The following is a 24,010-nucleotide window of genomic DNA, read 5'->3' on the forward strand; positions in this document are numbered from 1 at the left end:
CGGGTCATCCCCACGGCCCCCTTTTCCGGGGAGGGGGCTGGTTGTCTGTTGGGCGGCGGGCGTTCCATCTGTCGCGCCACCGGCGGCTCCAGGGGCCGCCGGCGTCGGTGCCGGGCTCCGGAGCGGCGTCGGTCGTCGCCGGTTCTGTGCCGGGAACGGGCAAGGGCTCGCTCGGCAAGTGGCCGCCGGCATAACGCACCAGCGCATCGATCCTGTCCCCGATGGGCGGGTGTGTCGCGAAAAGGCTGCTGAAGCCGGTGCGCGGGTTATCGATGCACATTTCCATGACGGCAGATGGCGCGGCGGGAACGTCGCTATGGCCGGATATCTTCAGCAGCGCCGAGATCATCGCGTCCGGGTTTTTCGTCAGTTCTACCGCTCCGGCATCCGCGAGATACTCGCGCGAACGCGATAGCGAGAAGCGGATGGCGATGGATAGCACCCACGCCAGAACCGCCAGCACCAGCGCGACAAAGATGGCTAGCGCCGCGCCGCCGCCCTTCCGGTCGTTGTCGCGGGAGGACGAGCGCATGGGTGCGAACCGCAGCCAGCGGAAGAGCATCTCGCCGAAAAACGAGACCACGCCGGCGATGATCATCGCCGTCACCATCAACTGCACATCCCTGTTGCGGATGTGGGTCAACTCGTGGGCGAGCACTGCCTCGATCTCGGCGCGGTTCAGCGTCGCCAGCAGGCCGCGCGTGACGGTGACCGTATACTGGTCTTCGTTGAGGCCGGAGGCATAGGCGTTCAGCGCATCCGTTTCCATGACGGCGAGGCGGGGCGTGCGCAGGCCGCGCGAGATGCACAGGTTTTCGAGCAGCGCATAAAGCTCGGGCGCGTCGGCGCGCGTGATGTCGTGCGAGCCGGTGATCGCGCCGAGGATTTTCTGGTGAAAGAAGTAGGCGATTCCGATCCACGCGAGCGCCGCCAGCGTGGCGACGGGAATCGTCGTGACGAAGCCGTCCAGCGCACGACGGACGAGCACATCGAAAGGCGCGTTCGCCGCGAGCGCCTCGCCGGCCAGCGCGCCCGCGAACACGAGCACATACACCAGCAGGAATAGCCCCGCTATCAGCAGCGCGGAACGGACACGGTTGGCCCGGATATGCGTATAGATCCCGAACGCGGCCATTCAGCAACCGTCTATCAGAATTTCACCGTCGGCGGCGCGTCGAGCTGCTGGCGCGCCGTCTCGCCCACGTCGAAGAACTCCCGGTGCGTGAAGCCGAAGTTCCGGGCGAACAGGGTGGCGGGAAACGATTCGATGGCGGCGTTGTATTCGCTCACCGCGTTGTTGAAGAAGCGCCGCGCGGCCGCGAGCTTGTTCTCGATATCGGAAAGATCGAGCTGCAATTGTTGGAAATTGCCGCTCGCCTTGAGGTCCGGATAGGCTTCGGCCACGGCGAGGAGCCGGCCCAGTGCCCCCGTCAGCGCCTGCTCGGCACTGGCCTGTCCGGCGGAACCCTGCGCCTCAAGGGCAAGCTGGCGCGCCCGCGTGACCGAATCGAGCGTCTCGCGCTCATGCACGGCATAGCCCTTCACCGTCTCGACGAGGTTGGGAACAAGGTCGCGGCGCTGCTTGAGCTGCACGTCGATATCGCCGAATGCCTGATTGACCCGCTGCCGCAGGGACACCAGCCCGTTGTAGACGAAGACGGTGTAAAGCAGGAGTGCGACGATGACGCCGAGGATGATCCACATGACGGCCCCCTTGGAGCGTTGCAATGATGGCAACTTATGGCGAACGGCGCCGACGCCAGTGTGACACAGGCCGCCCGCGCGTAGAAGGGCCGTGCGGTTTTTTCGTCAGCCGTCCTCGCCCGGCTCGCTGCCGGGCGGCGCTCCGCCGGATGTCGCCGGAACATGGGCCTCCACATGGGCCGTTGCCGCGGCGTCCGGGTGGCGCCCGCGGGTTCCTGACGCCCGCAGCGCCATGCCGCCTACCTCAAGCCCCACTTTGCCGCTATCCTGATTATCGAAGCGGAAGATGATGCCGAACGAATGCCAGTTGTCAGGCGGGACGCCATAGTAACGGACGATGTCTCGCAGGATCGGTTCCAGCCTCCGGGCGATATCCAGGCGGCGCTCCAGATCGCGATCGAGTGCCTGCAGCACCTCATTGATGTCGATCATTTCATCGAACGCCATGACTTGCGGCGTGTCGTCGTCGGACATGCGTTCTCCTCAACCTGCGGGGGCGTGCCCCCGTCACTCCGCCGCCAGATCGGAAACTGTCGTTCGGCAATTTTCCGCCCGCATATCCGGCGTAGCGGATAATAACAGGCAATCGCGGCCGGTGTATATGTTCGCAACGCGACTCTGATCCGGCAAAGCGGTGGTTCCGCCGGGCGCGAAGGTGCGCTATTGCTCTGTCATCGCCGCCGGCAGGGCCGGCGAAGGATCGCGAACGCGCACCATATAAATATATCACAGCATGACAGGCAAAGGCGAGCGATGCCAGACACGCAAAACTATATCCGCCGGATATTGACGTCATCGGTCTATGACGTTGCCATCGAATCTCCGCTCGATCCGATGCGGCGTCTGTCGCAGCGCATCGGCACGCCGGTCTTCCTGAAGCGTGAGGACCTGCAGCCGGTCTATTCCTTCAAGCTGCGCGGCGCCTATAACAAGGTGGCGCAACTTTCGGCGGAGGAACGCGCGCGCGGCGTCATCTGCGCCTCGGCCGGCAATCACGCCCAGGGCGTGGCTCTCGCCACCCAGAAGCTCGGCATCCGTTCCGTCATCGTCATGCCGCGCACCACGCCCGGCATCAAGGTCGCGGCTGTGCGCAATCTCGGCGGCGAGGTGGTGCTGTTCGGCGACGCCTTCGACGACGCGCGCCGCCACGCGATGGAACTGGAACGCGAGCAAGGCCTCGTCTTCGTCCACCCCTACGACGATCCGGATGTGATCGCCGGGCAGGGTACGGTCGCGGTGGAGCTGCTGCGCCAGCATCCGGGGCCGCTGGAAGCCGTTTTCGTGCCCATCGGCGGCGGCGGCCTGGCGTCGGGCATCGCGCTCTACATCAAGTTCCTGCGCCCCAATGTGAAGGTGATCGGCGTCGAGCCCGACGACGCCGCCAGCATGAAGGCCGCCATCGCCGCGGGCGAGCGCGTGGTGCTGCCGCATGTCGGCCTGTTCGCGGACGGCGTCGCCGTAGCGCAGGCGGGCGTGGAGACGTTCCGCATCTGCCGTGAACGGCTCGACGGCATCATCACCGTTTCAGGCGACGAAATCTGCGCGGCGATCAAGGACATCTTCGACGACACCCGCGCCATCGCCGAACCGGCCGGCGCGCTGGCGCTCGCGGGGCTCAAGCGCTACCGCACGCTGCCGGAGGCCGGCAACGGCCCGTTGATCGCCATCAACTCCGGCGCCAACCTCAACTTCGATCGCCTGCAGCACGTGGCCGAACGGGCGCAGGTCGGCGAGCGGTCCGAGGCGCTGATCGCCGTTACCATTCCCGAGCGGCCGGGCAGCTACCGCCAGTTCATCCGCCTGCTGGGCGACCGCCAGATCACGGAGTTCAACTACCGTTATGCGGCCGGCGCCGATGCCCATATTTTCGTCGGCGTGCAGCTGCGCGACGGCGAGCGGGAGCGGGAACAGATCCTCGCCCTGCTGAAGGAGCGTGATTACCCGGCGATCGACCTCTCCGACAACGAGCTTGCGAAGCTGCACGTCCGCCATATGGTCGGTGGACGGGCGGCCTCGGTGGGCAACGAACTCGTCTACCGGTTCGAATTTCCGGAACGCCCGGGCGCGCTGTTGCGCTTTCTGGAGGTGCTGCGCTCGGACTGGAACATCTCGATGTTCCACTATCGCAACCACGGCACGGATTTCGGCCGGGTGCTCGCGGGCATCCAGGTGGAGGAGGCCGACCGGCCCGCATTCGCCGGTTTTCTGGAGGAGCTTGGCTATCCCTGGTGGGAGGAGACGGACAATCCCGCCTACCGGCTTTTCCTGGACGGAAGCTGAAGCTAAAGTTTCATATCCGTCCGGATATTCGCCACATTGCACGCGCCTTTTTGGATGGTCGAGTTACCACACCGGCGGGCGTTCTATCGGGCGGCCGCCGGGAGATGTCAGGCGCTTCTACCGGCGGCATATGCGATGGCTTTCCCTCCCCACCCGAATGAAGAATCGTCGCCGACACCCTCGGCCGGTTTGCTGGAAATCGACCTCGCGGCCATCCGCGCCAATTACCGCCTGTTGCAGGCGCGGCTGGGGCAGACCCAGTGCGCCGGCGTGGTGAAGGCGGATGCCTACGGCCTCGGCGCGTCGCGCGTCGCGCCGGAACTGCACGCTGAAGGCTGCCGCCACTTCTTCGTCGCGCATTTCGACGAAGCGCTGGCGCTGCGGCCTGTGCTGCCGGACGACAGCACTCTTTATGTATTGAATGGCCTCACGCGCGACGCCGTCGGCGCGTGCGCGCAAGCGGCGGTCGTGCCGGTGCTCAATTCAGCCGATCATCTCGCCGCGTGGCGCGCGGAGGCAGCGCGGCTCGGCCGCATCTTGCCCGCCGTCGTACAGATCGATACCGGCATGTCGCGCCTTGGCCTCGCGCCGGCGGAGGTGCGGACGCTCGCGCAGAACGCGCGGGCTTTCGAGGGGCTCGACATCCTTTTCGTCATGAGCCATCTCGCCTGCGCCGACGAACCGGCACGTGCCGCCAATGCCGAGCAACTCGCCAACTTCCGCGCCGGCCACGATGTCCTCGCCTCCCATTCCGCCTTTGCTCGCGCACGCCGCTGTCTCGCCAACTCCTCCGGCATCTTCCTGGGGCAGGACTATCATTTCGACATGGCACGTCCCGGCGCGGCGCTCTACGGCATCAATCCCCTGCCGGGGAGGCCCAATCCGATGCGCCCGGTCGTGCGCCTCCACGCACGTGTCATCCAGACGCGGGCGATCCCGCGCGGCGTCCATGTCGGCTACGGTTACACCTTCGAAGCGCCTGCGCCCGTGCGCGTTGCCACGCTGTCCGTGGGCTACGCGGACGGCTGGCTGCGCAGTCTGGGCGGGCGCGGCACGGTCTACCTCGACGGTCACCGCCTGCCCATACTGGGCCGCGTGTCGATGGACAGCATCTCGGTAGACATCTCCTCGCTGCCGGAAGGCGCGGTCGGCACGGATGCACGGGTCGAACTGATCGGCGACCACCAGAGCGTCGATCAGGTGGCGGACGCGGCCGGCACCATTGGATACGAGATCCTGACATCGCTCGGTCATCGCTACAGGCGCATCTATAGCGGTGAGGCGCGGGCCTGACTTCCGGCCGGATTTCTTAACATCGAGAGAGTCGTGATCCCATGAAAGTGATTGTTCTGGGCGCCGGCGTCGTTGGCGTGACCTCGGCCTGGTATCTGGCGAAGGCTGGCTGCGACGTTACCGTCATCGACCGCCAGCAGGGGCCCGCCCTTGAAACGAGCTTCGCCAACGCGGGGCAGATTTCACCCGGCTATGCCTCGCCGTGGGCATCGCCTGAAATTCCGCTGAAGGCGTTCAAATGGCTGTTCATGGAGCACTCGCCGCTGATCCTGCGGCCTCGGGCGGATGCCGCCATGCTGGCGTGGCTCGTGCAGATGCTCGGCAACTGCACGCCTGCGCGTTATGCCGCCAACAAGGCCCGCATGGTGCGCATAGCCGAATATAGCCGCGACTGCCTCGATGCGTTGCGGGCAGAAACCGGCATCGCCTATGACGAGCGCACGCAGGGCACGCTGCAGCTCTTCCGCACGCAGAAGCAGCTCGATGCCGTCGGCGGCGATATCGAGGTTCTGCGCCAGTACGGCGTGCCATTCGAATTGCTCACGGTCGACGGTTGCGTCACGGCGGAGCCCGCGCTTAAGCATACGCGCCACAAGATCGTCGGCGGTCTGCGCCTGCCCCGCGACGAGACGGGAGACTGCTTCAAGTTCACCAATGCGCTGGCGCAGCAAGCCGCCGGCGCGGGCGTGACTTTCCGCTACGGCGTCGAGATCCTCGGCCTCAGTGCCGAAGGTGACCGCGTCACCGGGGTGCGCACGGCGGACGGTATCGAGAAGGCCGACGGTGTCGTGGTGGCGCTGGGCAGCTTCTCGCCCCAGTTGCTGAAGCCACTCGGCCTGCGCCTGCCGGTCTATCCCGTGAAAGGTTATTCGATCACGGTCGATATCGCCGATGCGGAGGCGGCGCCGGTTTCCACGGTGCTGGACGACAGCTACAAGGTCGCGATCACCCGCCTCGGAGATCGCATCCGCGTCGGCGGCATGGCGGAAGTGTCCGGCTATCAGATTGCGCTGCATCCGGACCGTAAGGGCACGCTGTCACTTGTGCTGCACGACCTGTTCCCGCATGGCGGCGATCCGGCCCCTGCGCAGCTCTGGTCCGGCCTGCGGCCGATGACGCCAGACAGCACCCCGGTCATCGGCAAGACGCGCTTCGCTAATCTCTACACCAACACAGGTCATGGAACGCTGGGCTGGACGATGGCCTGCGGATCGGGAAAAGTGCTGGCCGACATCGTGACGGGTGCGGCGCCCGAACTCGACGTGTCGGATCTTTCTCTCGCCCGCTATGGCGCGGGGTGATGGCTTGTCCCGCTTTTCGGGGTCACGCCCTGGCTGCAGCCGCCTGACGGAACTGTGCCAGCACGAAGACGCGGATCGCGGAAGACAGGTTGCTGTCTCCGCGCGCTGTGTCGATGTCGGCGATCAATGCCGCTACCGATGTCTGACGGTTTTCGGCAATCTCGCGCAAGGCGTCCCAGAACGGCTGCTCCAGTGATACGCTGGTGCGATGCCCGGCGATCATGACCGAACGCTTGATAACGGTCTCGCTCACGCCGGTTGCGCTCATGCTGCTTCCGCTCACGCCTTGCCGTCGTCATCGGAACGCGATCGGGCGGCATCGGTTTCCGCGAGGCGATGCCCGTCGAGACGGCGTTCGTCTTTCTCGCGCGTGGCGGAGGAGAGCGTCCGCTCAGCCTTCGGCACGCCGGAGCGCAGGCGGTTCTCCGCCGCCTGCGCTTCCTTTTCCGATCTGGCGCGCGCCTTGCGGGCACGGCGCAGGTTGATGAGTTCGGCCATGGCGGCGGCGGTCAGTGCGGGGCCAGCATGTCCTGCGGGCGGACGACGGCATCGAACTCCTCGGCCGTGACCTTGCCGGACTTCAGCGCTTCCTCGCGAAGGGTGGTGCCGTGCTTGTGGGCGGCCTTGGCGATGTCCGCCGCAGCGTCGTAGCCGATCTTCGGCGCAAGCGCCGTCACCAGCATGAGCGAGCGCTCCAGCAGCTCCGTGATGCGCTCCCGGTTGGGCTGAATGCCGACGACGCAGTTGTCGGTGAAGCTCACGGCGCCATCGGCGAGCAGCCGCACAGACTGCAGGAATACATGGACGATGACCGGCTTGTAGACGTTGAGTTCGAGGTGGCCCTGGCTGCCGGCGACCGAGATCGTCGTGCCGTTGCCTATGACCTGCGCGGCGAGCATCGTCACCGCTTCCGACTGCGTGGGGTTGACCTTGCCGGGCATGATCGACGAGCCGGGCTCGTTCTCCGGCAGGGACAGCTCGCCGAGGCCCGAACGCGGGCCGGAGCCGAGCAGGCGGATGTCGTTGGCGATCTTGAACAGGGCGGTCGCGACGCTCACCAGCGCGCCGTGCGCGAACACGACGGCATCGTTGCTTGCCAGCGATTCGAACTTGTTCGGCGCGGTGACGAAGGGCTGGCCGGTGATTTCCGCGACCTTGGCGGCGAAGCGCGCCGCGAATTCCGGATGGGCGTTGAGGCCGGTGCCGACGGCCGTGCCGCCCTGTGCCAGAGGATAAAGGGATTCGATGCCCTTCTTCACATGGCGGATGCCGGTTTCGACTTGCGCCGCGTAGCCGGAGAATTCCTGGCCCAGCGTGACGGGCGTGGCGTCCTGCAGATGGGTGCGGCCGATCTTGACGATGTCCCCGAACTCTTCCGACTTGGCGACGAGCGCCTTGTGCAGATGCTCCAGCGCCGGCAACAGGCGATTGCTGACGTCGAGCACGGCGGCGATGTGGATGGCAGTCGGGAAGGTGTCGTTCGACGACTGGCCCCTGTTGACATGATCGTTCGGGTGGACCGGCGTCTTGGAGCCGAGCGGCGCGCCGAGCAGCTCGTTGGCGCGGTTGGCGATCACCTCGTTGGCGTTCATGTTCGACTGCGTGCCGGAGCCCGTCTGCCAGACGGCGAGCGGGAAGTGGTCGTCGAATTTGCCCGCGATCACTTCGTCCGCCGCGGATGCGACAGCGTCGGCCACCTTGCCGTCGAGCACGCCGAGATCCTTGTTGACGAGCGCGGCCGCGCGCTTCACCAGAGCGAGCGCATGGACGAGAGGCAGCGGCATCTTCTCCGTTCCGATGCGGAAATTCTGGAGCGAGCGCTGGGATTGCGCGCCCCAGTAACGATCGGCGGGAACCTCGATCGGGCCAAAGGAATCGGTTTCGGTACGGGTCTGCGACATCGGGCGCTCCTCGGAAGGGCGATACGCTTCCCCGGGAAGCGCTCGCTCAAAACCACATGCGCAAGGCACCACCGCAACCCTTCGCGATCCACGATCCCGAACCGGCCAGCGATGCTTCGCTCTCTCGTCTGGGCGCAACCAGGTGGCCATGCCCATTGGGGAAGTGGTATAGCCGCAGCCGTAGCGTCTCGCAAAGGGGGTTAAGAAGGATCGTTGCGGATCGGGTGACGAATCAGTGACTTTGTCACGCCTTGCCCGGTCAGGTGTTCTTCTTGCGGAATGCGTCGAGCCGCACTACCTGCGCACCGGTCTGCTCGCCGTCGCCTGCGGGCTGGTCGGCGTCGCCATCCTCGCCAGCGCCCTCGGGAGCGGAAGCCCGCTCCTGCGCCGGCGTCTCTTCCGTCGCCACGGTTCCGTGCGACGAGGAGACGGTGTCGTCCAGCTGTCTGTCGTCCGTCTCGCCGGGGCGGACTGGCGGGGCGATCTCGAAAATGCGGCGGGGGAAGGTGGCTGGCGTAACCTCTCCGGCGGGAACGGAATCGGTTTCCGCCTCATCCGCCTCGTCGTCGTCAAGTGTGTCGAGATCCGTCTCGAAGCGCAGGCCGAAATCGACGGAACGGTCGAAGAAGCCGGTCAGCGCGTCGAACGGCACCACCAGCTTCTCCGGAATGCCCTTGAACGACAGCCCGACCTCGAACGCCGTTTCCGAGACCGAAAGGTCCCAGAACTGGTGCTGGAGCACGATCGTCATCTCGTCCGGATACTCGGCCCGCATGCGATTCGACAGCCGGACGCCGGGGTGGCGCGTCAGGAAGGTGATGTAGAAATGATGGTCGCCCGGCAACCCGTCCCGCGCCACATCGGCCAGCACCTTGCGGACGACGCCGCGGAGGGCGTCCTGGACGTGGAGGTCGTAGCGGATGAAGTCCTGAGCCATGGAACGGATGCCTGAAAAATCCCGATGCAGAATCCGCATCTCCGGGCAACGTTGATGCCAGACTTGCAGGGGGCAGCGCAAGCCCTGAAAAGCATATTCCGATCCGCCCGTTCGACCGTCCTGCGAAAGGGAAGTGGAGGCTTCTGTTGCCAGGTGCCTCCGAACCCCGCCCTACGGGGCTAACCGCAGGGACTTTGAATCGATTACCGGTACCGCATTACGCGGCGACAGCAACCGGAGCATAGTTGTCGTTGGCAACTATTGTTTCGGCCCGATGACGGCGGAACCATGCCGAACGAAAGCACACCCTTTACACCCTCGTCGATCCTGTTTCGCCCCCGCCGAAACCCGGCCTTCTCAGGCGTGTGCCGGGCTTTGGTGGAGGCGCCGGGTACCGCCCCCGGGTCCGAATGGTTTATTGCGATGACCGTTTATCGTCATAGCCGTCTTGCGACGGCAAAATGAATATAGGGGCTATTCATCCCGGATGGAAGAGGCCATAATCTGGAATAATTCCAGATAGGATGCGCTCTCCCCAGCGATTTTGAGCCGTCTTCTTTCTGCGCGACAGGCGACTGTGCTAGCGTCACCGCCAGCGCGTTTTTCCGCGCCGGGCTGCAGCGTTTCGTTGGGGAGATGTGATCGTGCGCGCCTATCTCGATCTGCTCGATCGCATCCTGCGCGAGGGGAAGCACAAGGATGACCGCACCGGCACCGGCACGCTGTCGCTGTTCGGGGAGCAGGTGCGCTTCGATCTGACGCGGGGCTTCCCGCTGCTGACCACCAAGCGCGTCCATCTGAAATCCGTCATCCATGAATTGCTGTGGTTCCTGCGCGGCGACACCAATGTCGCGTATCTGCACGAGCACGGCGTCACCATCTGGGACGAGTGGGCGGACGGGAACGGCGATCTCGGCCCGGTCTACGGCAAGCAGTGGCGGGCGTTTGCCGGCGGGAACGGCGAGACGGTCGACCAGATCGCCTGGGTCGTCGAGGAAATTCGCCGCAATCCTGATTCGCGCCGGCTGGTGGTGAGCGCGTGGAATCCGGCTGACATCCCGAAGATGGCGCTCGCGCCCTGCCATTGCCTGTTCCAGTTCTACGTCGTCGACGGTAGCCTCTCCTGCCAGCTCTACCAGCGTTCGGCGGACGTGTTTCTGGGCGTGCCCTTCAACATCGCGAGCTATGCGCTGCTGACGGAACTGATCGCCCATGTCGTCGGGCTCAAGACCGGCGAGCTGGTGATGACCTTCGGCGACGTGCATCTCTACCTGAACCACATCGAGCAGGCGCGCACGCAACTGGCGCGGGAACCGCGCGCGCTGCCGCGCCTCTCGATCGATGAAAGGGTGACGTCGGTGTTCGACGTCCTGGCGGAGGATATCACCGTCGCGGGCTACGATCCCCACCCGGCCATCCGGGCGCCGGTTGCGGTGTGAGCGATGGCGGAACGGGCGTCGCGTCATCCGCTGGTCATCGTCGCCGCCGTCGCGTCTAACGGCGTCATCGGCGTGCGCAACACCTTGCCATGGCGGCTTGGCAGCGATCTGAAGCGATTCCGCGCGCTCACAACGGGCAAGCCGCTGGTGATGGGCCGGCGGACGTTCGAATCGCTGCCGCCCGCCCGCCCGGGCAAGGACGGCGCCCCGGCGCTGGGCCGGCTGCCCGGCCGGCCGCTCGTGGTGCTGAGCCGCTCCGCACTTCCGGTGACGCCCGAGGACGGGGAGGTCGCACGCGCCTGCGATCTCGACGAGGCGCTGGCGCTGGCGGATGCCATGGCGATGCGCGACGGCGCTGATGAAATCGTGATCGCCGGCGGCGGCGACGTTTTCGCGCAGGCGCTGCCGCTCGCCGAACGTCTCCATTTGACGTGGGTCGATGCCGCGCCGGACGGCGATGCCTTCTTTCCGGCCATTCCGGCCGACGTGTTCCGGGAGGTTCGTCGCGAGGCGCACGCGCCGGGAGAGCGGGACGACCACGCCTTCGCCTTCGTCGACTACGAGCGACGGCGCGCTGACGCGATATGACCTTTTCCCGAATCGTCATATCACTCTTGTCGGTCTGTCCGCGCGCCGCCGTTTACGGAACCGGCGCGCGCTTTTCCGGACCATGCGCCGGCGATCGACGCATTAAGGGAGTTTTGGAGCTTGACGGGGCCGCCCGCGCCACCCAAGTTGCGGGCATCGTATTGAAAGATCATGCCGAAGGCATGCGGGCGCGGACGTCCCGCCTGCGGGCGGAACACCAGAACAGGGAATGGCTGACTTATGCCTTGGAGTAACCAGAGCGGCGGTCCGTGGGGCCAGAAACCACAGGGACCATGGGGCACCGGGCCGCAAGGCGGCGGCGGGCAACAGCCCGATCTCGAGGATATCCTGAGACGCGGTCAGGACAAGCTGAAGGGCATACTCCCCGGCGGGGGCGGCGGAGCGCGCGGCATCGCCGTGGTCGCACTCGGCGCGGTGCTGCTGTGGCTCGCGACCGGTTTCTACACGGTGCGCCCGGACGAGGTCGGCCTGAACCTGATTTTCGGCAAGTTCGTCGGCAAGACGGGCGAGGGGCTGCGCTACAACTTCCCCTATCCGGTCGGCTCGGTGATCAAGCCGCGCGTGACCACCGTCAATACGATCGAGGTGGGCCAGCGCACGGGCGATACGTCGCAGCGCATCTCGCAGCGCGAGGTGCCCGAGGAAAGCCTGATGCTCACCGGCGACGAGAACATCGTCGACATCAACTTCACCGTGCAGTGGCAGGTCAGCCCCAGCAGCCCGGAAAACTACGTGTTCAACCTCAAGAACCCCGATGCCTCCATCAAGGCGGTGGCGGAAAGCGCCATGCGCGAAGAGGTGGGCCGGCGCAACATCCAGGCCGTGCTCACCACGGACCGCGGCCCCATCGAATCCGAGGTGCGCAGGCTGATGCAGGCGCAGCTCGACGAATACGGCGCCGGCGTCGAAATCCGGCAGGTGCAGTTGCAGAAGGTCGACCCGCCGCAGCAGGTCATTGATGCGTTCCGCGACGTGCAGGCCGCACGGCAGGACCAGGACCGTCTGCGCAACGAGGCGGAAACCTATGCCAGCCGCGTCGTCCCGGAGGCGCGCGGTGAGGCTGCCCGCATCACCCAGGCGGCGGAAGGCTATCGCGAGAGCGTGGTGGCGGACGCGCGCGGCGCGGCGGGACGGTTCACGCAGGTGTATGAAACCTACAAGGCCGCGCCCGCCGTGACGCGCGAGCGTATGTTCATTGAGACGCTTGAGAAGGTGCTCGGCAGCACCGACAAGGTCATTCTCGACCAGAGCGGCACGCAGGGGGCGCTGCCGCTGTTGCCGCTCGGCGCGCTGCAGGTGCCGGGCGTGTTGCAGCCGCAGGCCGGCGCGGCCGCGCGGCCGCCGGCGCAGGCACCGCAGGCCGGAACGGTCATTCAGCAGGGAGCCGCCCGATGAACAGCCAGACCCTGAAGATCGCCGGCGCGGTGATTCTCGCGATCGTGGTATTCGTGCTTTACACTGCGACCTTCATCGTCCACCAGACGGAACAGGCGCTGGTGCTGCGCTTCGGCGGCGTGCGCTCCGTGGCGACCGAGCCTGGACTCTATTTCAAGCTGCCGCTAATCGAGACCGTGGTCGACATCGACAACCGCGTGCTCGACCTCGACCTGCCGGAGCAGGAAGTGATCGCCGCCGACCAGAAGCGGCTCGTGGTCGACGCCTTCACCCGCTACAAGGTGACGGACGCCGTGCGCTTCTATCAGACGGTGAACAACATCGCCGGCGCCAACCTGCGGCTCGCCAACATCATCAACTCGACAGTGCGGTCGGTGGTGGCGGAGGCGACGTTCACGGATATCGTGCGCACCAACCGCGCCGGGCTGATGGGCGAAATCCGCGATGAGGTGAACAGGCAGGCGCAGGGCCTTGGCCTCACCGTGATCGACGTGCGGCTGCGCCGCGCCGACCTGCCGCAGCAGAACAGCGAGGCGGTCTTCCAGCGCATGCAGACGGAGCGCCAGCGCGAGGCGGCGGACATCCGCGCGCAGGGCTCGCAGCTCGCGCAGGGCATCCGGGCGCGCGCCGACCGTGACGTGACCGTGATCAAGGCCGACGCCAACCAGCAGGCGCAGCAGACGCGAGGCGAGGGCGACGCGCAGGTGAACAGTATCCTGGCGGAGGCGTACAGCCGCGACCCCGAGTTCTTCGCCTTCTTCCGTTCGCTGCAGGCCTACACCACGAGCCTCGTCGGCAGCGGCACGCGCTGGGTGCTCTCGCCCGATTCGCCGTTCTTCCGCTACCTCGGCGGCCCCGGCGGCACGGCGACGCCGCAGGCGTCTTCCGGAAGTACGCCCGGGCAGTAAGCAGTTTGAAGCGGCGGGCGCCCCAGCGGGCGTCCGCCTTTTTCGTGGATGCGGCGGGACAGCCGCCCACGCCGGTGTGATTATGTTGGCCGTGAGCCCAAAGAGCCTTTATCTTTGCGTTCGGCCGTGATCTTTTTACCAGAAGAAGAGCGAAGCATCGGCCATGGCGCGACCAGGGAGATCGCAGCCGCGGGGGCCGGCCGTTTCGCCGCGTTGCCGGGAGGGGCTTGACGGCGAATGACAGATTTTCTTGCCGCTTTCGGGCTGCTGCTTGCGCTGGAAGGCATATTCTTCGCCGCGCTGCCCGGCGTCGCCCGCCGGGTGCTGAGCGAGGCGGCGGATTCGCCGGTCGAACGCATGCGCCTCGTCGGCATCGTGTTCGCCGTCATCGGCGTCGTGGTGGTCTGGACGGTGCGCCGCGGTGGCCTATTATAGCTGAATGTCGAACGTCGGAGCGGCCTGCCCCTTCACGGAAACGCCGGCCCGTTCCATCTTTCCGTTTTTCACTGCTCCGGACGGAAAAGCCCGTCAGGCTCGTTCCGGAAAGGCTCTGGGCACCGCAGCACCATGCACGACACCGCACACGCTCCCCGACGATTCGAAACGCCGTTCACGCATGAGGCCGCGAGGAGCGGCGTGTGCCTGTGGCGCGGCGCCGTGCTGGCCGCGGCGCTGATGCTCGGCATGGCCGGCGCGCCCGCCTTCGCGCGCGGGCCGGAGGCCATCGCCGACCTCGCCAGCGAGGTGATGGACGCCGTCGTCAATATTTCCGCCGCCGAGACGGAAACCGTCACGAAGCGGGGGGAGGTGCCGCCCGCCATTCCCGGTTCGCCCTTCGGTGACCTGTTCGACGAGTTCCGCAAGCGTCGCAATGAGGGCGGGCCGCGCCCACGGGGCGCCGAATCGGCGGGTTCGGGCTTCGTGATCGACGAATCGGGCATCGTCGTCACCAACAATCACGTGATCGGCGAGGCGAACGACATCACCGTGGTGTTCACGGACGGCGCCAAACGTAAGGCGGAGGTCGTGGGGCGCGACGACAAGCTCGACCTCGCCGTGTTGCGGGTGAAGACCGATAAGCCGCTGAAGGCGGTGAAGTTCGGCAATTCGGAGAGCCTGCGCATCGGCGACTGGGTCGTAGCGATCGGCAACCCCTTCGGGCTCGGCGGCTCGGTGACGGCGGGCATCGTCTCCGCCCACAGCCGCAACATCGAGCAGGGACCCTACGACGACTATATCCAGACGGACGCCGCCATCAACCGGGGCAACTCGGGCGGGCCGCTGTTCAACCTGAAGGGCGAGGTGATCGGCATCAACACGGCGATCCTGTCGCCCTCCGGCGGCTCGGTGGGCATCGGCTTCGCGGTGCCGGCGGAACTTGCGGCGCCAACCGTCGCCCAACTGCGGGAGTTCGGCGAGACGCGCCGCGGGTGGCTCGGCGTGCGCATCCAGCCCGTGGACGAGGACACGGCGGAGGCGCTCGGCCTCGGTGGCCAGGATGGCGCGCTCGTCGCCAGCATCGACGGCAAGGGGCCGGCCGCGAACGCGGACATCAAGACGGGCGACGTCATCGTGCAGATCGACGGCAAGCGGGTGAAGGAGCCGCGCGACCTGTCGCGCACCGTCGCGGCGATGCCGGTCGGCAAGCGCGTCGACGTAACGCTGCTGCGCGACGGCAAGGAACGCAAGGCTTCGGTGACACTGGGCCGCCTTGAGGACGGCGAGAAGGCGCAGGCCCAGGCAGCGGGAGAGACCAGCAAGGCACGGTCCGGCCGGACGCTGGGGCTGCGCCTTTCGGAAATCGACGACGAACTGCGCCAGCAGTATGCGCTGGCGGAGGACATCAAGGGCGTTGTGGTGGTGGAGGTTGAGCCCGATTCGCCCGCCGCCGACAAGCGCATCGAGCCCGGCGACGTGATCACGGAAGTGGGCAAGTCGCCGGTGACGGCGCCGGCGGAAGTGGAACGCCGGCTTGAGACGCTGCGCAAGGAAGGCCGCCGCTCGGCGCTGCTGCTGGTGACCGGGCGCGACGGCGACGTGCGTTTCGTCGCCATCCGGCTGGAGGAATGATCAGTCGGCCGCGAAATCCTCGCGCTTGTAGCCCTGGATATAGAGAAGTGCGCTGAGATCCGCCTTCTCGACGCGGGCGTGTGCGGCCGCGGCCACGGCCGGCTTGGCGCGGAAGGCGACACCGAGGCCGGCTTCCTCCAGCATGGCGAGGTCGTTGGCGCCGTCGCCCACCGCGAGCGTTTCGTGCAGCGCGAGGCCGTGCGCCTCCCGCAGCTCGCGCAGGGTGGCGAGCTTGGCCTCGCGGCCCAGAATCGGCTCCTCGACGACGCCGGCCAGATGCTCCTCCTTCACCACGAGGCGGTTGGCGCGGTGCTCGTGGAAGCCGGTGAGCAGCGCGATGCGGCTTGTGAACAGGGTGAAACCGCCCGACACCAGGCAGGTGTAGGCGCCGTGCGCGCGCATGGTGCGCACGAGGCGCGCGCCGCCCGGCGTGAGCGTGATGCGCTCGGCGACGATGCGGTCGACGACGCCGACCGGCAGACCGCGCAGCAGCGCCACGCGCTCGCGCAGCGCCGGCTCGAAGGCCAGCTCGCCACGCATGGCGCGCTCCGTGATGGCGGACACCTTTGCCTTCAGGCCGACGAAGTCCGCCAGCTCGTCGATGCACTCCTGTCCGATCATGGTGGAATCCATGTCGGCGAGGAAGAGCTTCTTGCGCCGGCCGAGAAGGGGCTGGACGATGACGTCCACAGGCGCGTCGGCAACCGATTCGCGCAGGCGGTCGGCAATGGCGCGCGGCGAATCGCCCGGTTCCGGCGTAAACACGAGATCGGCCGCGATGCCGGCATCGAGCCAGCGGGCCGGCGGCGTGCCCGGCAGGGCTTGCGCCGCGCGCCGAACGACGGCATCCGTGAGGGCGGGCGCGGCCGGATTCGCGACCAGCGTCGCGACATAAGGCGTGACGGGCGGCTGGGGCGTAACGGGCGATTGATCGACTGATGTCATGCGAACCAACAATGATTGAGAACGAAGAGCGGCACGGGACGCGGGCTATCCTCATCGCAGGCCCGACGGCATCCGGCAAGTCTGCTCTTGCGCTCGCGCTCGCGCAACGGTGCGGCGGCGTGGTGGTAAATGCCGATTCGATGCAGGTCTATGCCGGTTTGCGAATCATCACCGCACGGCCGACCGAGGAGGAGGAGCGGCTCGCGCCGCACCGGCTCTATGGCCATGTCGACGCGGGCGTGAACTATTCCGTCGGGCGCTGGCTGGAGGACGTGACGGCGGCACTCGCCGACGTGTGGCGGGCCGGCGGCCTGCCGGTCGTCACCGGCGGCACGGGGCTCTACTTCAAGGCGCTCATCGAAGGATTGTCCGAGATACCGCCCGTGCCGGAGGAGGTGAGGGCGCAGGTGCGCGAGCGGGCGGCGGGGCGCGAGACGCCCCTGCTCTATGCGGATTTCGCGGCGCGCGACCCGGAAACCGCGCTGCGCATAAGCCCCACGGACCGGCAGCGGATATTGCGCGGGCTGGAGGTGCTGGCGGCGACGGGACGGCCGCTCGCCTCCTTCCGCAACATGCGGCGGGCGGGGCCGCTCGCGGGGCTGGCGGTGCGGAAGGTGTTTCTCGCGCCCGGACGGGCGCAGGTCAACGACCGGATCGACGCGCGCTTCCTCGCCATGATGGCGGCCGGCGGCCTCGATGAGGTGCGGCATCTCGCCGCGCGCGGGCTCGATCCGGCGCTGCCGGCCATGCGGGCGCACGGCGTGCCGTGGCTCATCCGCCATATCCGCGGCGAGATCGGCCTCGACGAGGCGGTGGCGGGCGCGCAGGCCGATACGCGCCACTACGCCAAGCGGCAGTTCACCTGGTTCCGGCACCAGCTCGGCGGTTTCGAGTGGCTGACGCCGGAGGAGGCGGCCGACAGGCTGCCGGCCGGCGCCTGACCGTCAGAGGGCGGCGAGATCGGCCGGCATATCGGCCTGCAGCACGACGACCTTGGTGCCGAGCGGCACGCGGCTGTGCAGGTCGATGATGTCCTGGTTGAGCAGGCGGATGCAGCCGCTCGACAGCGACAGGCCGATGGAGGACGGGTCGTTGGTGCCGTGGATGCGGTAGAGCGTATCCCGGTCGCCCTGATAGAGGTAGAGGGCGCGCGCGCCGAGCGGGTTGTCGAGGCCCGGCGGCATGCCTTTGCGGTATTTCTCCAGCTCCGGCTGGCGCTTGATCATTTCGGCGGGCGGCGTCCACACCGGCCATTCGGACTTGCGGCGGATGGTGGCGCGGCCGTTCCAGTCGAACCCGTCGCGGCCCACGCCGACGCCGTAGCGGATGGCGCGGCCTTCCGGGCGCACGAGGAACAGGAAGTGGTTGCCGGGATCGACGACGATGGTGCCGGGCTCCTCCGGCGTATCGTAGGCGATCTCGCGGCGGAAGAACTGCGGGTCGATCTTCACGAGATCGATGGCGGGAACGGGGAAGCGCTCGGATGGAATCTCGGCATACATGCGCACGAAACCCGGATCGATGCCGGGAACTGCCGACTCGATCACGGGTGGGGACTGGGTCACGCAGCCTGCGGCTGCAAGGGGGGCACCGAAAACGAACACACGCCTGCTGATCGCGAACATCATATCCTCAAGACTGACAACGTTTGTGATGGGCCTCGCGCGAAGTGAAGGCAATTTCAAGACGTGTGGGCCGACGAAAGGTTCCATCTGCGACATGGTGCCCCAAATCCCTTAACGTGTGGTATTTTCATCACGAATATCAAGCGCTTCGCTTCAATTTCCCGTGATTGCGGAACCTGATGCGAATCGAAAAATAGGAAAATAATCCTTGACAGCGTGACGCTGGTCCGCTATGTTTCAGCCATGCTCAGAAAGTGTGTCCGGATGGCGCGGCCATTGACCGGGCAGCGTGCGGGCCGGACCCGTTGTCGATGAGGCAGCCTCGTCGACAGCGGGTTTTTTCATGGGCCGGTTGTCCGCGCCCGAAACGAATGCCGATTACCGACATCATGAACGAGGAAGGGCCATGCCTCAGCCTGATCGTGCCGCCCAGGTGGGCGGCGGCGACGATGACCTCTGGAAAGAAGCGCGCCGCCTCTACGAACAGACGAACACGCCCGCGCAGGATATCGCGGCGCTGCTCGGCAAGTGCAGCACACGCGCGCTCTACCGGCTCGCGGAGCGGCGCGGCTGGGGCAAGCGGCCGAAAGGCGGGAAGCCGGAAGGGCGGGCGCCGGCGGACGGCGGCAAGCTGGAACGCGCGGCGAGCCTCAACGGGCGCCGGCAACTGATCCAGAAGCTGGAAAAGACAGTGGCCCGCGAGATCGCCGCCATCGACAGCCGCGTGCGGGAATACGCGGCCGAGACGGGTGGCGGCGCGCCCGGCGCCGACCACGAGCGCCGCGCGCGGGCGCTGGCGACGCTGGCGCGCACGCTGCGGGAACTCGCGGCCATCGACAGGGCGGACGCGCAATTGGCGGAAACGCAGACCGGGGAGGACGAGGATGAAGAATTCCCGCGCGACGCCGCGGCGCTGCGCGACACGCTTGCGCGGCGCCTTGAGCAACTGTCTCGCCAGCGGCCAGCTCGGAGCGTTCCTCGCGACCTGTGACGCGGCGGCGCTGCGCTATCTCATGCATGCCTGGGCGGATGTCTGGGCGCGCGACGACCAGTTGCCGCCGGACTGCGCGCAGGGCGGCGGGGACTGGACGACGTGGCTCGTGATCGGCGGGCGCGGCGCCGGCAAGACGCGCACGGGCGCGGAATGGGTACGGGGCATGGCGCTCGGCCTGCCGCCGTTCAGCGGGCGGCCGGTGGCGCGCATCGCGCTGGTGGGCGAGACGATCGCCGACGTGCGTGAGGTGATGGTGGAGGGCGTCTCGGGCGTGCTCGGCGTGCATCCGCGCGGCGAGCGCCCGGCGTGGATACCGACGCGCCGCAGGCTGGAATGGCCGAACGGCGCGGTGGCGCAGGTCTTTTCGGCGGAAGACCCGGAAGCGCTGCGCGGCCCGCAATTCGCCGCCGCCTGGTGCGACGAACTCTGCAAATGGCGGCAGGCGGAGGAAACCTGGGACATGCTCCAATTCGGCCTGCGGCTCGGCGAACACCCGCGCCAGCTCGTCACCACGACGCCGCGCCCTGTGCCGCTGCTGAAGCGGTTGCTGGCGGACCCGCGCGCCGCCGTCACCCGCGCCGCGACGCGCGCCAACGCCTGGAACCTCGCGCCAGCGTTTCTCGATGCCGTGGTGGGGCGCTACGCGGGCACGCGGCTCGGGCGGCAGGAACTCGACGGCGAGCTGATCGAGGAGCGGGCGGACGCGCTGTGGACGCGCGCCATGATCGACGCCGCGCGCATCGACGCGCCGCCGCCGCTGGCACGCATCGTGGTGGCGGTCGATCCGCCCGCAACGTCGGGCAAACGCGCCGACGCCTGCGGGCTGGTGGTGGCGGGACGCGACGAGGCAGGCCTGTTCCACGTGCTGGAAGACGCCACCATGGAGCGCGCCCGGCCCGCCGAATGGGCGGCGCGCGCCATCGCGCTCTACCATCGCCATGGGGCGGACGCGCTCGCCGTGGAGGTTAATCAGGGCGGTGAAATGGCCATCGCCGTATTGGGCGAGGTCGACGCCTCCGTGCCCGTCACGCCGGTGCGCGCCACGCGCGGCAAGTACCTGCGCGCGGAACCCGTCGCCGCCCTCTACGAACAAGGCAGGGTGCGCCACGCCGCCGCGTTCCCGGCACTTGAAGACGAGATGACCGATTTCGGGCCCGGCGGGCTCTCCAACGGCCGCTCGCCGGACAGGCTCGACGCGCTCGTCTGGGCCATCACCAGCCTGATGAGCGTGAAGAGCGGCGCGCCCCGGATCAGGCGGCTGTGACGGCTGGACTACGTCGGCGTCCGCCGGGCTTCACGCTTTTTTGAAGAGAGCCTCGCATTGGCTCGGGCGCGCGTTCGCGCTTGCCGCGCTTTGCGCGGGAGAGGGCGGCGCGCCCCGGATCAGGCGGCTGTGACGGCTGGGCGACGTCGGCGCCCGCCGGGCTTCACGCTTTTTTTGAAGAGAGCCTCGCATTGGCTCGGGCGCGCGTTCGCGCTTGCCGCGCTTTGCGCGTGAAGAGCGGCGCGCCCCGGATCAGGCGGCTGTGACGGCTGGACTACGTCGGCGTCCGCCGGGCTTCACGCTTTTTTTGAAGAGGACCTCGCCTTGGCTCGGGCGCGCGTTCGCGCTTGCCGCGCGTTGCGCGGGAGCGGGCGGCGCGATGTTCCGGGCGGTTTTGAAGGGAGAAGGGGATGAGCGATATCGGTTCCGCCGGCGGGTTTGCCGAGAACCTGACGGCGAGCGTGGAGGGTGCGCGGGAGGCGATGCTCGACCTTGAAGACGTCGCCCAGCGCTTCGGCAATACCGTCACCGGCGTGTTCTCGCGCGCCGTCGTCAACGGCAAGCAGTTCGACGACGTCGTCCGGACGCTCGGCACGCGGCTGACGCAACTCGCCCTGCAGGCGGCGCTGAAGCCGCTGGAAACGGCGGTGACATCCGGGCTGGGAAGTCTGCTCGACAAGGGTGTCAGCGCGGGCATCGGCTCGCTTGGCACGGCGCTGTCCGGCAACCTGCTGACGGCGAGCGCGGCGGGCAATGTCGTCGCGGGCGGCGCGGTGCGGCCCTTCGCCGACGGCGGCGTCATCGCCGCGCCGACCTATTTCCCGCTCGGGCGTGGGACCGGGCTCATGGGCGAGAAAGGCGCGGAAGCCATCATGCCGCTGACGCGCGGCCCGGATGGCAAGCTCGGCGTGCAGGCTGCCGGCGGGGGCGCGTCGACCGTCAACGTCACCATCAACGCCAGCGACGCGGAAAGCTTCCGCCGCTCCGAGGCGCAGGTCGCGGCCGCGCTGGCGCGAGCCGTGGCGCGCGGGCGGCGCGGACTGTAGCGCTCACCGAAAGCATCGCGCCGGCGCCATCGGATCGGCACGGCCGTCCATCCCGAAACATCAGGAAACGATCATGGCTTCTTTCATCGGCCGCCTTTTCGGCGGCGGAGGGCGCGCGGCCGCGCCCGTTCAGGAGGCTTCCGGGCCGCCGGAGCGCAAGACCTCGCGCACGGCCGCGCTGTTCGCCGTCTCGGAGCCCGGCCGGCCGCTGTGGACGCCGCGCGATTATCAGGCACTTGCGCGGGAGGGTTTTCAACGCAACGCCGTGGTACACCGCTGTGTGCGGCTCGTGGCGGAGGCGGCGGCTTCCGTGCCGCTGCTGCTGAAGGCCGGCCGGCGCGAGTTCGACACGCATCCGCTGCTGTCGCTCATCGCGCGGCCCAGCCCGCGCGAGGCGGGAACGGCGTTTCTGGAGGCGGTGTACGGCCACCTGCTGGTGGCGGGCAACGCCTATGTCGAGGCGGTTTCGCTCGACGGCACGCCGCGCGAGCTTTATGCGCTGCGGCCCGACCGCATGCAGGTGGTGCCGGGGCCGGACGGCTGGGCCGCGGCCTACGACTACCGCGCCGGCCACAGTGCTGTGCGTTTCCGGCAGGAGGGGGAGGTGCCGCCGATCCTGCATCTGCGGCTGTTCCATCCCGCCGACGATCACTATGGCCTGTCGCCCATGGAGGCGGCGGCTGTGGCGCTCGACATCCACAACGCCTCGGCGGGGTGGAACAAGGCGCTGCTCGACAACGCGGCGCGGCCCTCCGGCGCGCTGATCTACGCCGGGCCCGACGGCGCCAACCTGACGGACGCGCAGTTCGAGCGGCTGAAGGTGGAACTGGAGGCGCAGTTCCAGGGGGCGGCAAACGCCGGCCGCCCGCTGCTGCTGGAAGGCGGGCTGGACTGGCGGCAACTGTCGCTGACGCCGGCGGAGATGGACTTCGCGGAAGCGCGGGCCTCCGCCATGCGGGAAATCGCGCTCGCCTTCGGCGTGCCGCCGCTGATGCTCGGCCTGCCGGGCGATTCCACCTACGCGAACTACGCGGAGGCGAACCGGGCGTTCTGGCGGCAGACGGTGCTCCCGCTGGTGCGGCGCACCGCGCAGGCCATGGCGCACTGGCTGGCGCCCGCCTACGGCGGCGGCCTCTCGCTCGACCCCGATCTCGACAGCATCGAGGCGCTCGCCGGCGAGCGCGAGGCGCTGTGGCGGCGCATCACGGCGGCGGATTTCCTCTCCGCCGACGAGAAGCGCGAGGCCGTGGGCTACGGGAAGGGAGACCGGCGATGACGGACATCGTGACGGAGCTGCCGGCTGCCGTGCTCGCGCCGGTGGCGGAAAGCCTCATCGCGCGCGGCGACCTCGCCCATCTCGCACTGTTCCTGTGGGCGGGCGGCGCCTCGGCGCTGCTCGTGCTGACGCTGCGCGACCTTGCCGGCGCCAACCGGCGTTTCGACGCCTTCGTGCGCGAACTCGCGCGCTTCAATCGCCGCCACGACGGGGAAGACGGCTGACAAGGAGAATTGACCATGGCCCGTTCGATCAACCGCGCAAGGCCGGTGCCGAAGCGCGCCACCGCGCCGCGCAGGCCGGCGCCGCAAAAGGCCGACGAGGCGATCTCGGCCTTCATCCGCGTGCTGGAGCGGCTGGACGCCGCGCCCGCCGCGCCGCTGCCCACGGGGCTGGGGGCGAAGCAGAACAAGGCGCTGGACCGCGCGCCGGAGGGCCGGTGATGGAGGAACATCTGGTGACGGGCCGTCTTGCCGGCGGGCTGCGTCTTGCCGGGCGGCTGCCGGAGCTGAAGGCGGTGCCGAGCGTGATAGGGCCTGTCGACGGGGAAGGTGTGTTCGAGGGCTACGCGAGCCTTTTCAACGTGCCGGACCTCGGCGGCGACATCATCGAACCCGGCGCCTTCGCGGCGAGCCTCGCGCGGCGCGGTGCGGCGGGAGTGCGGCTGCTGTGGCAGCACGACCCCGGCGAGCCGCTCGGCACCTGGCTGTCGCTCGTGGAGGACGCGCGCGGGCTGAAGGTGCGCGGGCGCCTGAGCCTCGACGCGCGGCGGGCGCGGGATGTCGAGGCGCTGCTGAAAACCGGAGCCGTGGACGGCCTGTCCATCGGCTTCCGCACGGAACGCGCGCGGCGGGAAGCCTCCGGCGTGCGCAGGATATCCCGGCTCGACCTGTGGGAGGTCTCCATCGTGACCTTTCCCATGGCGCCGGGAGCACGGGTGCTCGCCGCGGCGCCCGCGACGAAAGGCAACCCGCCGCTGGCCGAGGCCATCCGGCGGGTGACGGCCGAACTTCATTCCTGAAC

Annotated in this window: 26 protein-coding genes and 1 other RNA gene; 17 read left to right on the top strand and 10 right to left on the bottom strand. The window is 67.9% G+C overall.

Annotated features, from left to right (window positions below; all coding sequences use genetic code 11):
* Nucleotides 1-4 precede the first annotated feature (4 nt).
* The 3 genes from FHS82_RS07745 to FHS82_RS07755 form a co-directional block, all read right to left on the bottom strand.
* Nucleotides 5-1,135: a M48 family metallopeptidase gene (locus FHS82_RS07745; protein ID WP_166950630.1), complete on the bottom strand. Its 1,131-nt coding sequence runs from the start codon at nt 1,133-1,135 to the stop codon at nt 5-7.
* Nucleotides 1,136-1,149: 14 nt separating this feature from the next.
* Nucleotides 1,150-1,704, bottom strand: coding sequence for a LemA family protein (locus FHS82_RS07750; protein WP_166950632.1), 555 nt, complete (start codon nt 1,702-1,704; stop codon nt 1,150-1,152).
* 105 nt (nt 1,705-1,809) lie between these two features.
* Nucleotides 1,810-2,178: a hypothetical protein gene (locus FHS82_RS07755; RefSeq protein WP_166950634.1), complete on the bottom strand. Its 369-nt coding sequence runs from the start codon at nt 2,176-2,178 to the stop codon at nt 1,810-1,812.
* 249 nt (nt 2,179-2,427) lie between these two features.
* Here FHS82_RS07755 and ilvA point away from each other — a divergent pair, with 249 nt between their 5' ends.
* The 3 genes from ilvA (at nt 2,428) to FHS82_RS07770 (ending at nt 6,578) form a co-directional block, all read left to right on the top strand.
* Nucleotides 2,428-3,984 carry a threonine ammonia-lyase, biosynthetic gene (gene ilvA, locus FHS82_RS07760; RefSeq protein WP_343042541.1) on the top strand — a complete coding sequence of 519 codons (1,557 nt, stop codon included), beginning with the start codon at nt 2,428-2,430 and terminating at the stop codon, nt 3,982-3,984.
* 135 nt (nt 3,985-4,119) lie between these two features.
* Nucleotides 4,120-5,277, top strand: coding sequence for an alanine racemase (gene alr, locus FHS82_RS07765; protein ID WP_166950638.1), 1,158 nt, complete (start codon nt 4,120-4,122; stop codon nt 5,275-5,277).
* A 41-nt stretch (nt 5,278-5,318) separates the two neighbouring features.
* Nucleotides 5,319-6,578 carry a D-amino acid dehydrogenase gene (locus FHS82_RS07770; protein ID WP_166950640.1) on the top strand — a complete coding sequence of 420 codons (1,260 nt, stop codon included), beginning with the start codon at nt 5,319-5,321 and terminating at the stop codon, nt 6,576-6,578.
* Nucleotides 6,579-6,600: 22 nt separating this feature from the next.
* On the opposite strand, the gene FHS82_RS07775 is transcribed toward FHS82_RS07770, so the two are convergent.
* The 5 genes from FHS82_RS07775 to ssrA form a co-directional block, all read right to left on the bottom strand.
* On the bottom strand, nt 6,601-6,846 hold the full coding sequence (locus tag FHS82_RS07775) for a ribbon-helix-helix domain-containing protein (protein ID WP_208394142.1): 246 nt from the start codon (nt 6,844-6,846) through the stop codon (nt 6,601-6,603).
* Between the two features lie 11 nt (nt 6,847-6,857).
* Complete coding sequence (locus FHS82_RS07780; RefSeq protein ID WP_166950642.1) at nt 6,858-7,076, bottom strand: DUF4169 family protein; 219 nt, start codon at nt 7,074-7,076, stop codon at nt 6,858-6,860.
* An 11-nt stretch (nt 7,077-7,087) separates the two neighbouring features.
* Nucleotides 7,088-8,479, bottom strand: coding sequence for a class II fumarate hydratase (fumC, locus tag FHS82_RS07785; RefSeq protein ID WP_166950644.1), 1,392 nt, complete (start codon nt 8,477-8,479; stop codon nt 7,088-7,090).
* Nucleotides 8,480-8,738: 259 nt separating this feature from the next.
* Nucleotides 8,739-9,416 carry an SspB family protein gene (locus FHS82_RS07790; RefSeq protein WP_166950646.1) on the bottom strand — a complete coding sequence of 226 codons (678 nt, stop codon included), beginning with the start codon at nt 9,414-9,416 and terminating at the stop codon, nt 8,739-8,741.
* 132 nt (nt 9,417-9,548) lie between these two features.
* Nucleotides 9,549-9,913: a transfer-messenger RNA gene (gene ssrA, locus FHS82_RS07795) on the bottom strand.
* Between the two features lie 147 nt (nt 9,914-10,060).
* Here ssrA and FHS82_RS07800 point away from each other — a divergent pair.
* The 6 genes from FHS82_RS07800 to FHS82_RS07825 all read left to right on the top strand — a co-directional run bounded on the left by FHS82_RS07800 (nt 10,061) and on the right by FHS82_RS07825 (nt 15,837).
* Complete coding sequence (locus FHS82_RS07800; protein WP_166950648.1) at nt 10,061-10,855, top strand: thymidylate synthase; 795 nt, start codon at nt 10,061-10,063, stop codon at nt 10,853-10,855.
* Between the two features lie 3 nt (nt 10,856-10,858).
* The gene (locus FHS82_RS07805; protein WP_166950649.1) at nt 10,859-11,443 is read left to right on the top strand and encodes a dihydrofolate reductase; all 585 of its coding nucleotides are present in this window, start codon (nt 10,859-10,861) and stop codon (nt 11,441-11,443) included.
* A 240-nt stretch (nt 11,444-11,683) separates the two neighbouring features.
* Nucleotides 11,684-12,859 carry an FtsH protease activity modulator HflK gene (gene hflK, locus FHS82_RS07810; protein WP_166950650.1) on the top strand — a complete coding sequence of 392 codons (1,176 nt, stop codon included), beginning with the start codon at nt 11,684-11,686 and terminating at the stop codon, nt 12,857-12,859.
* A complete protein-coding gene (gene hflC / locus FHS82_RS07815; protein ID WP_166950651.1) occupies nt 12,856-13,767 on the top strand; it encodes a protease modulator HflC in 912 nt (303 codons plus the stop codon). The genes hflK and hflC overlap by 4 nt, the downstream gene beginning before the upstream one ends.
* A gap of 237 nt (nt 13,768-14,004) precedes the next feature.
* Nucleotides 14,005-14,202: a DUF2065 family protein gene (locus FHS82_RS07820; RefSeq protein WP_166950652.1), complete on the top strand. Its 198-nt coding sequence runs from the start codon at nt 14,005-14,007 to the stop codon at nt 14,200-14,202.
* Nucleotides 14,203-14,334: 132 nt separating this feature from the next.
* Nucleotides 14,335-15,837 carry a DegQ family serine endoprotease gene (locus tag FHS82_RS07825; protein ID WP_166950653.1) on the top strand — a complete coding sequence of 501 codons (1,503 nt, stop codon included), beginning with the start codon at nt 14,335-14,337 and terminating at the stop codon, nt 15,835-15,837.
* On the opposite strand, the gene serB is transcribed toward FHS82_RS07825, so the two are convergent.
* Nucleotides 15,838-16,782, bottom strand: a complete 945-nt coding sequence (gene serB / locus FHS82_RS07830; protein ID WP_166950654.1) for a phosphoserine phosphatase SerB — start codon at nt 16,780-16,782, stop codon at nt 15,838-15,840.
* Between the two features lie 11 nt (nt 16,783-16,793).
* Here serB and miaA point away from each other — a divergent pair, with 11 nt between their 5' ends.
* Nucleotides 16,794-17,723, top strand: coding sequence for a tRNA (adenosine(37)-N6)-dimethylallyltransferase MiaA (miaA, locus tag FHS82_RS07835; RefSeq protein ID WP_166950655.1), 930 nt, complete (start codon nt 16,794-16,796; stop codon nt 17,721-17,723).
* 3 nt (nt 17,724-17,726) lie between these two features.
* Here miaA and FHS82_RS07840 read toward each other — a convergent pair whose 3' ends face one another.
* Nucleotides 17,727-18,347, bottom strand: coding sequence for a L,D-transpeptidase (locus FHS82_RS07840; protein WP_377700216.1), 621 nt, complete (start codon nt 18,345-18,347; stop codon nt 17,727-17,729).
* Nucleotides 18,348-18,813: 466 nt separating this feature from the next.
* Between FHS82_RS07840 and FHS82_RS07845 the strand changes: the two genes are divergently transcribed.
* The 7 genes from FHS82_RS07845 (at nt 18,814) to FHS82_RS07875 (ending at nt 24,008) form a co-directional block, all read left to right on the top strand.
* Nucleotides 18,814-19,398, top strand: coding sequence for a hypothetical protein (locus tag FHS82_RS07845; RefSeq protein ID WP_166950656.1), 585 nt, complete (start codon nt 18,814-18,816; stop codon nt 19,396-19,398).
* Nucleotides 19,292-20,665 carry a DNA-packaging protein gene (locus FHS82_RS07850; protein ID WP_166950657.1) on the top strand — a complete coding sequence of 458 codons (1,374 nt, stop codon included), beginning with the start codon at nt 19,292-19,294 and terminating at the stop codon, nt 20,663-20,665. Before FHS82_RS07845 ends, FHS82_RS07850 begins: the two co-directional genes overlap by 107 nt.
* Before the next feature lie 410 nt (nt 20,666-21,075).
* Complete coding sequence (locus FHS82_RS07855) at nt 21,076-21,711, top strand: phage tail tape measure protein (RefSeq protein ID WP_417715120.1); 636 nt, start codon at nt 21,076-21,078, stop codon at nt 21,709-21,711.
* A 73-nt stretch (nt 21,712-21,784) separates the two neighbouring features.
* Entirely contained in the window at nt 21,785-22,987 is a 1,203-nt protein-coding gene (locus tag FHS82_RS07860; protein WP_166950658.1) for a phage portal protein, read from the top strand.
* Nucleotides 22,984-23,211, top strand: a complete 228-nt coding sequence (locus FHS82_RS07865) for a hypothetical protein (protein WP_208394144.1) — start codon at nt 22,984-22,986, stop codon at nt 23,209-23,211. Before FHS82_RS07860 ends, FHS82_RS07865 begins: the two co-directional genes overlap by 4 nt.
* A 15-nt stretch (nt 23,212-23,226) precedes the next feature.
* Nucleotides 23,227-23,430 (top strand): hypothetical protein, encoded by a 204-nt coding sequence (locus FHS82_RS07870; RefSeq protein WP_166950659.1) that lies wholly within the window; start codon nt 23,227-23,229, stop codon nt 23,428-23,430.
* Nucleotides 23,430-24,008 (top strand): HK97 family phage prohead protease, encoded by a 579-nt coding sequence (locus tag FHS82_RS07875; RefSeq protein WP_166950660.1) that lies wholly within the window; start codon nt 23,430-23,432, stop codon nt 24,006-24,008. Before FHS82_RS07870 ends, FHS82_RS07875 begins: the two co-directional genes overlap by 1 nt.
* Nucleotides 24,009-24,010: the final 2 nt, after the last annotated feature.

Source organism: Pseudochelatococcus lubricantis (assembly GCF_011762225.1).
Lineage (GTDB): Bacteria > Pseudomonadota > Alphaproteobacteria > Rhizobiales > Beijerinckiaceae > Pseudochelatococcus > Pseudochelatococcus lubricantis.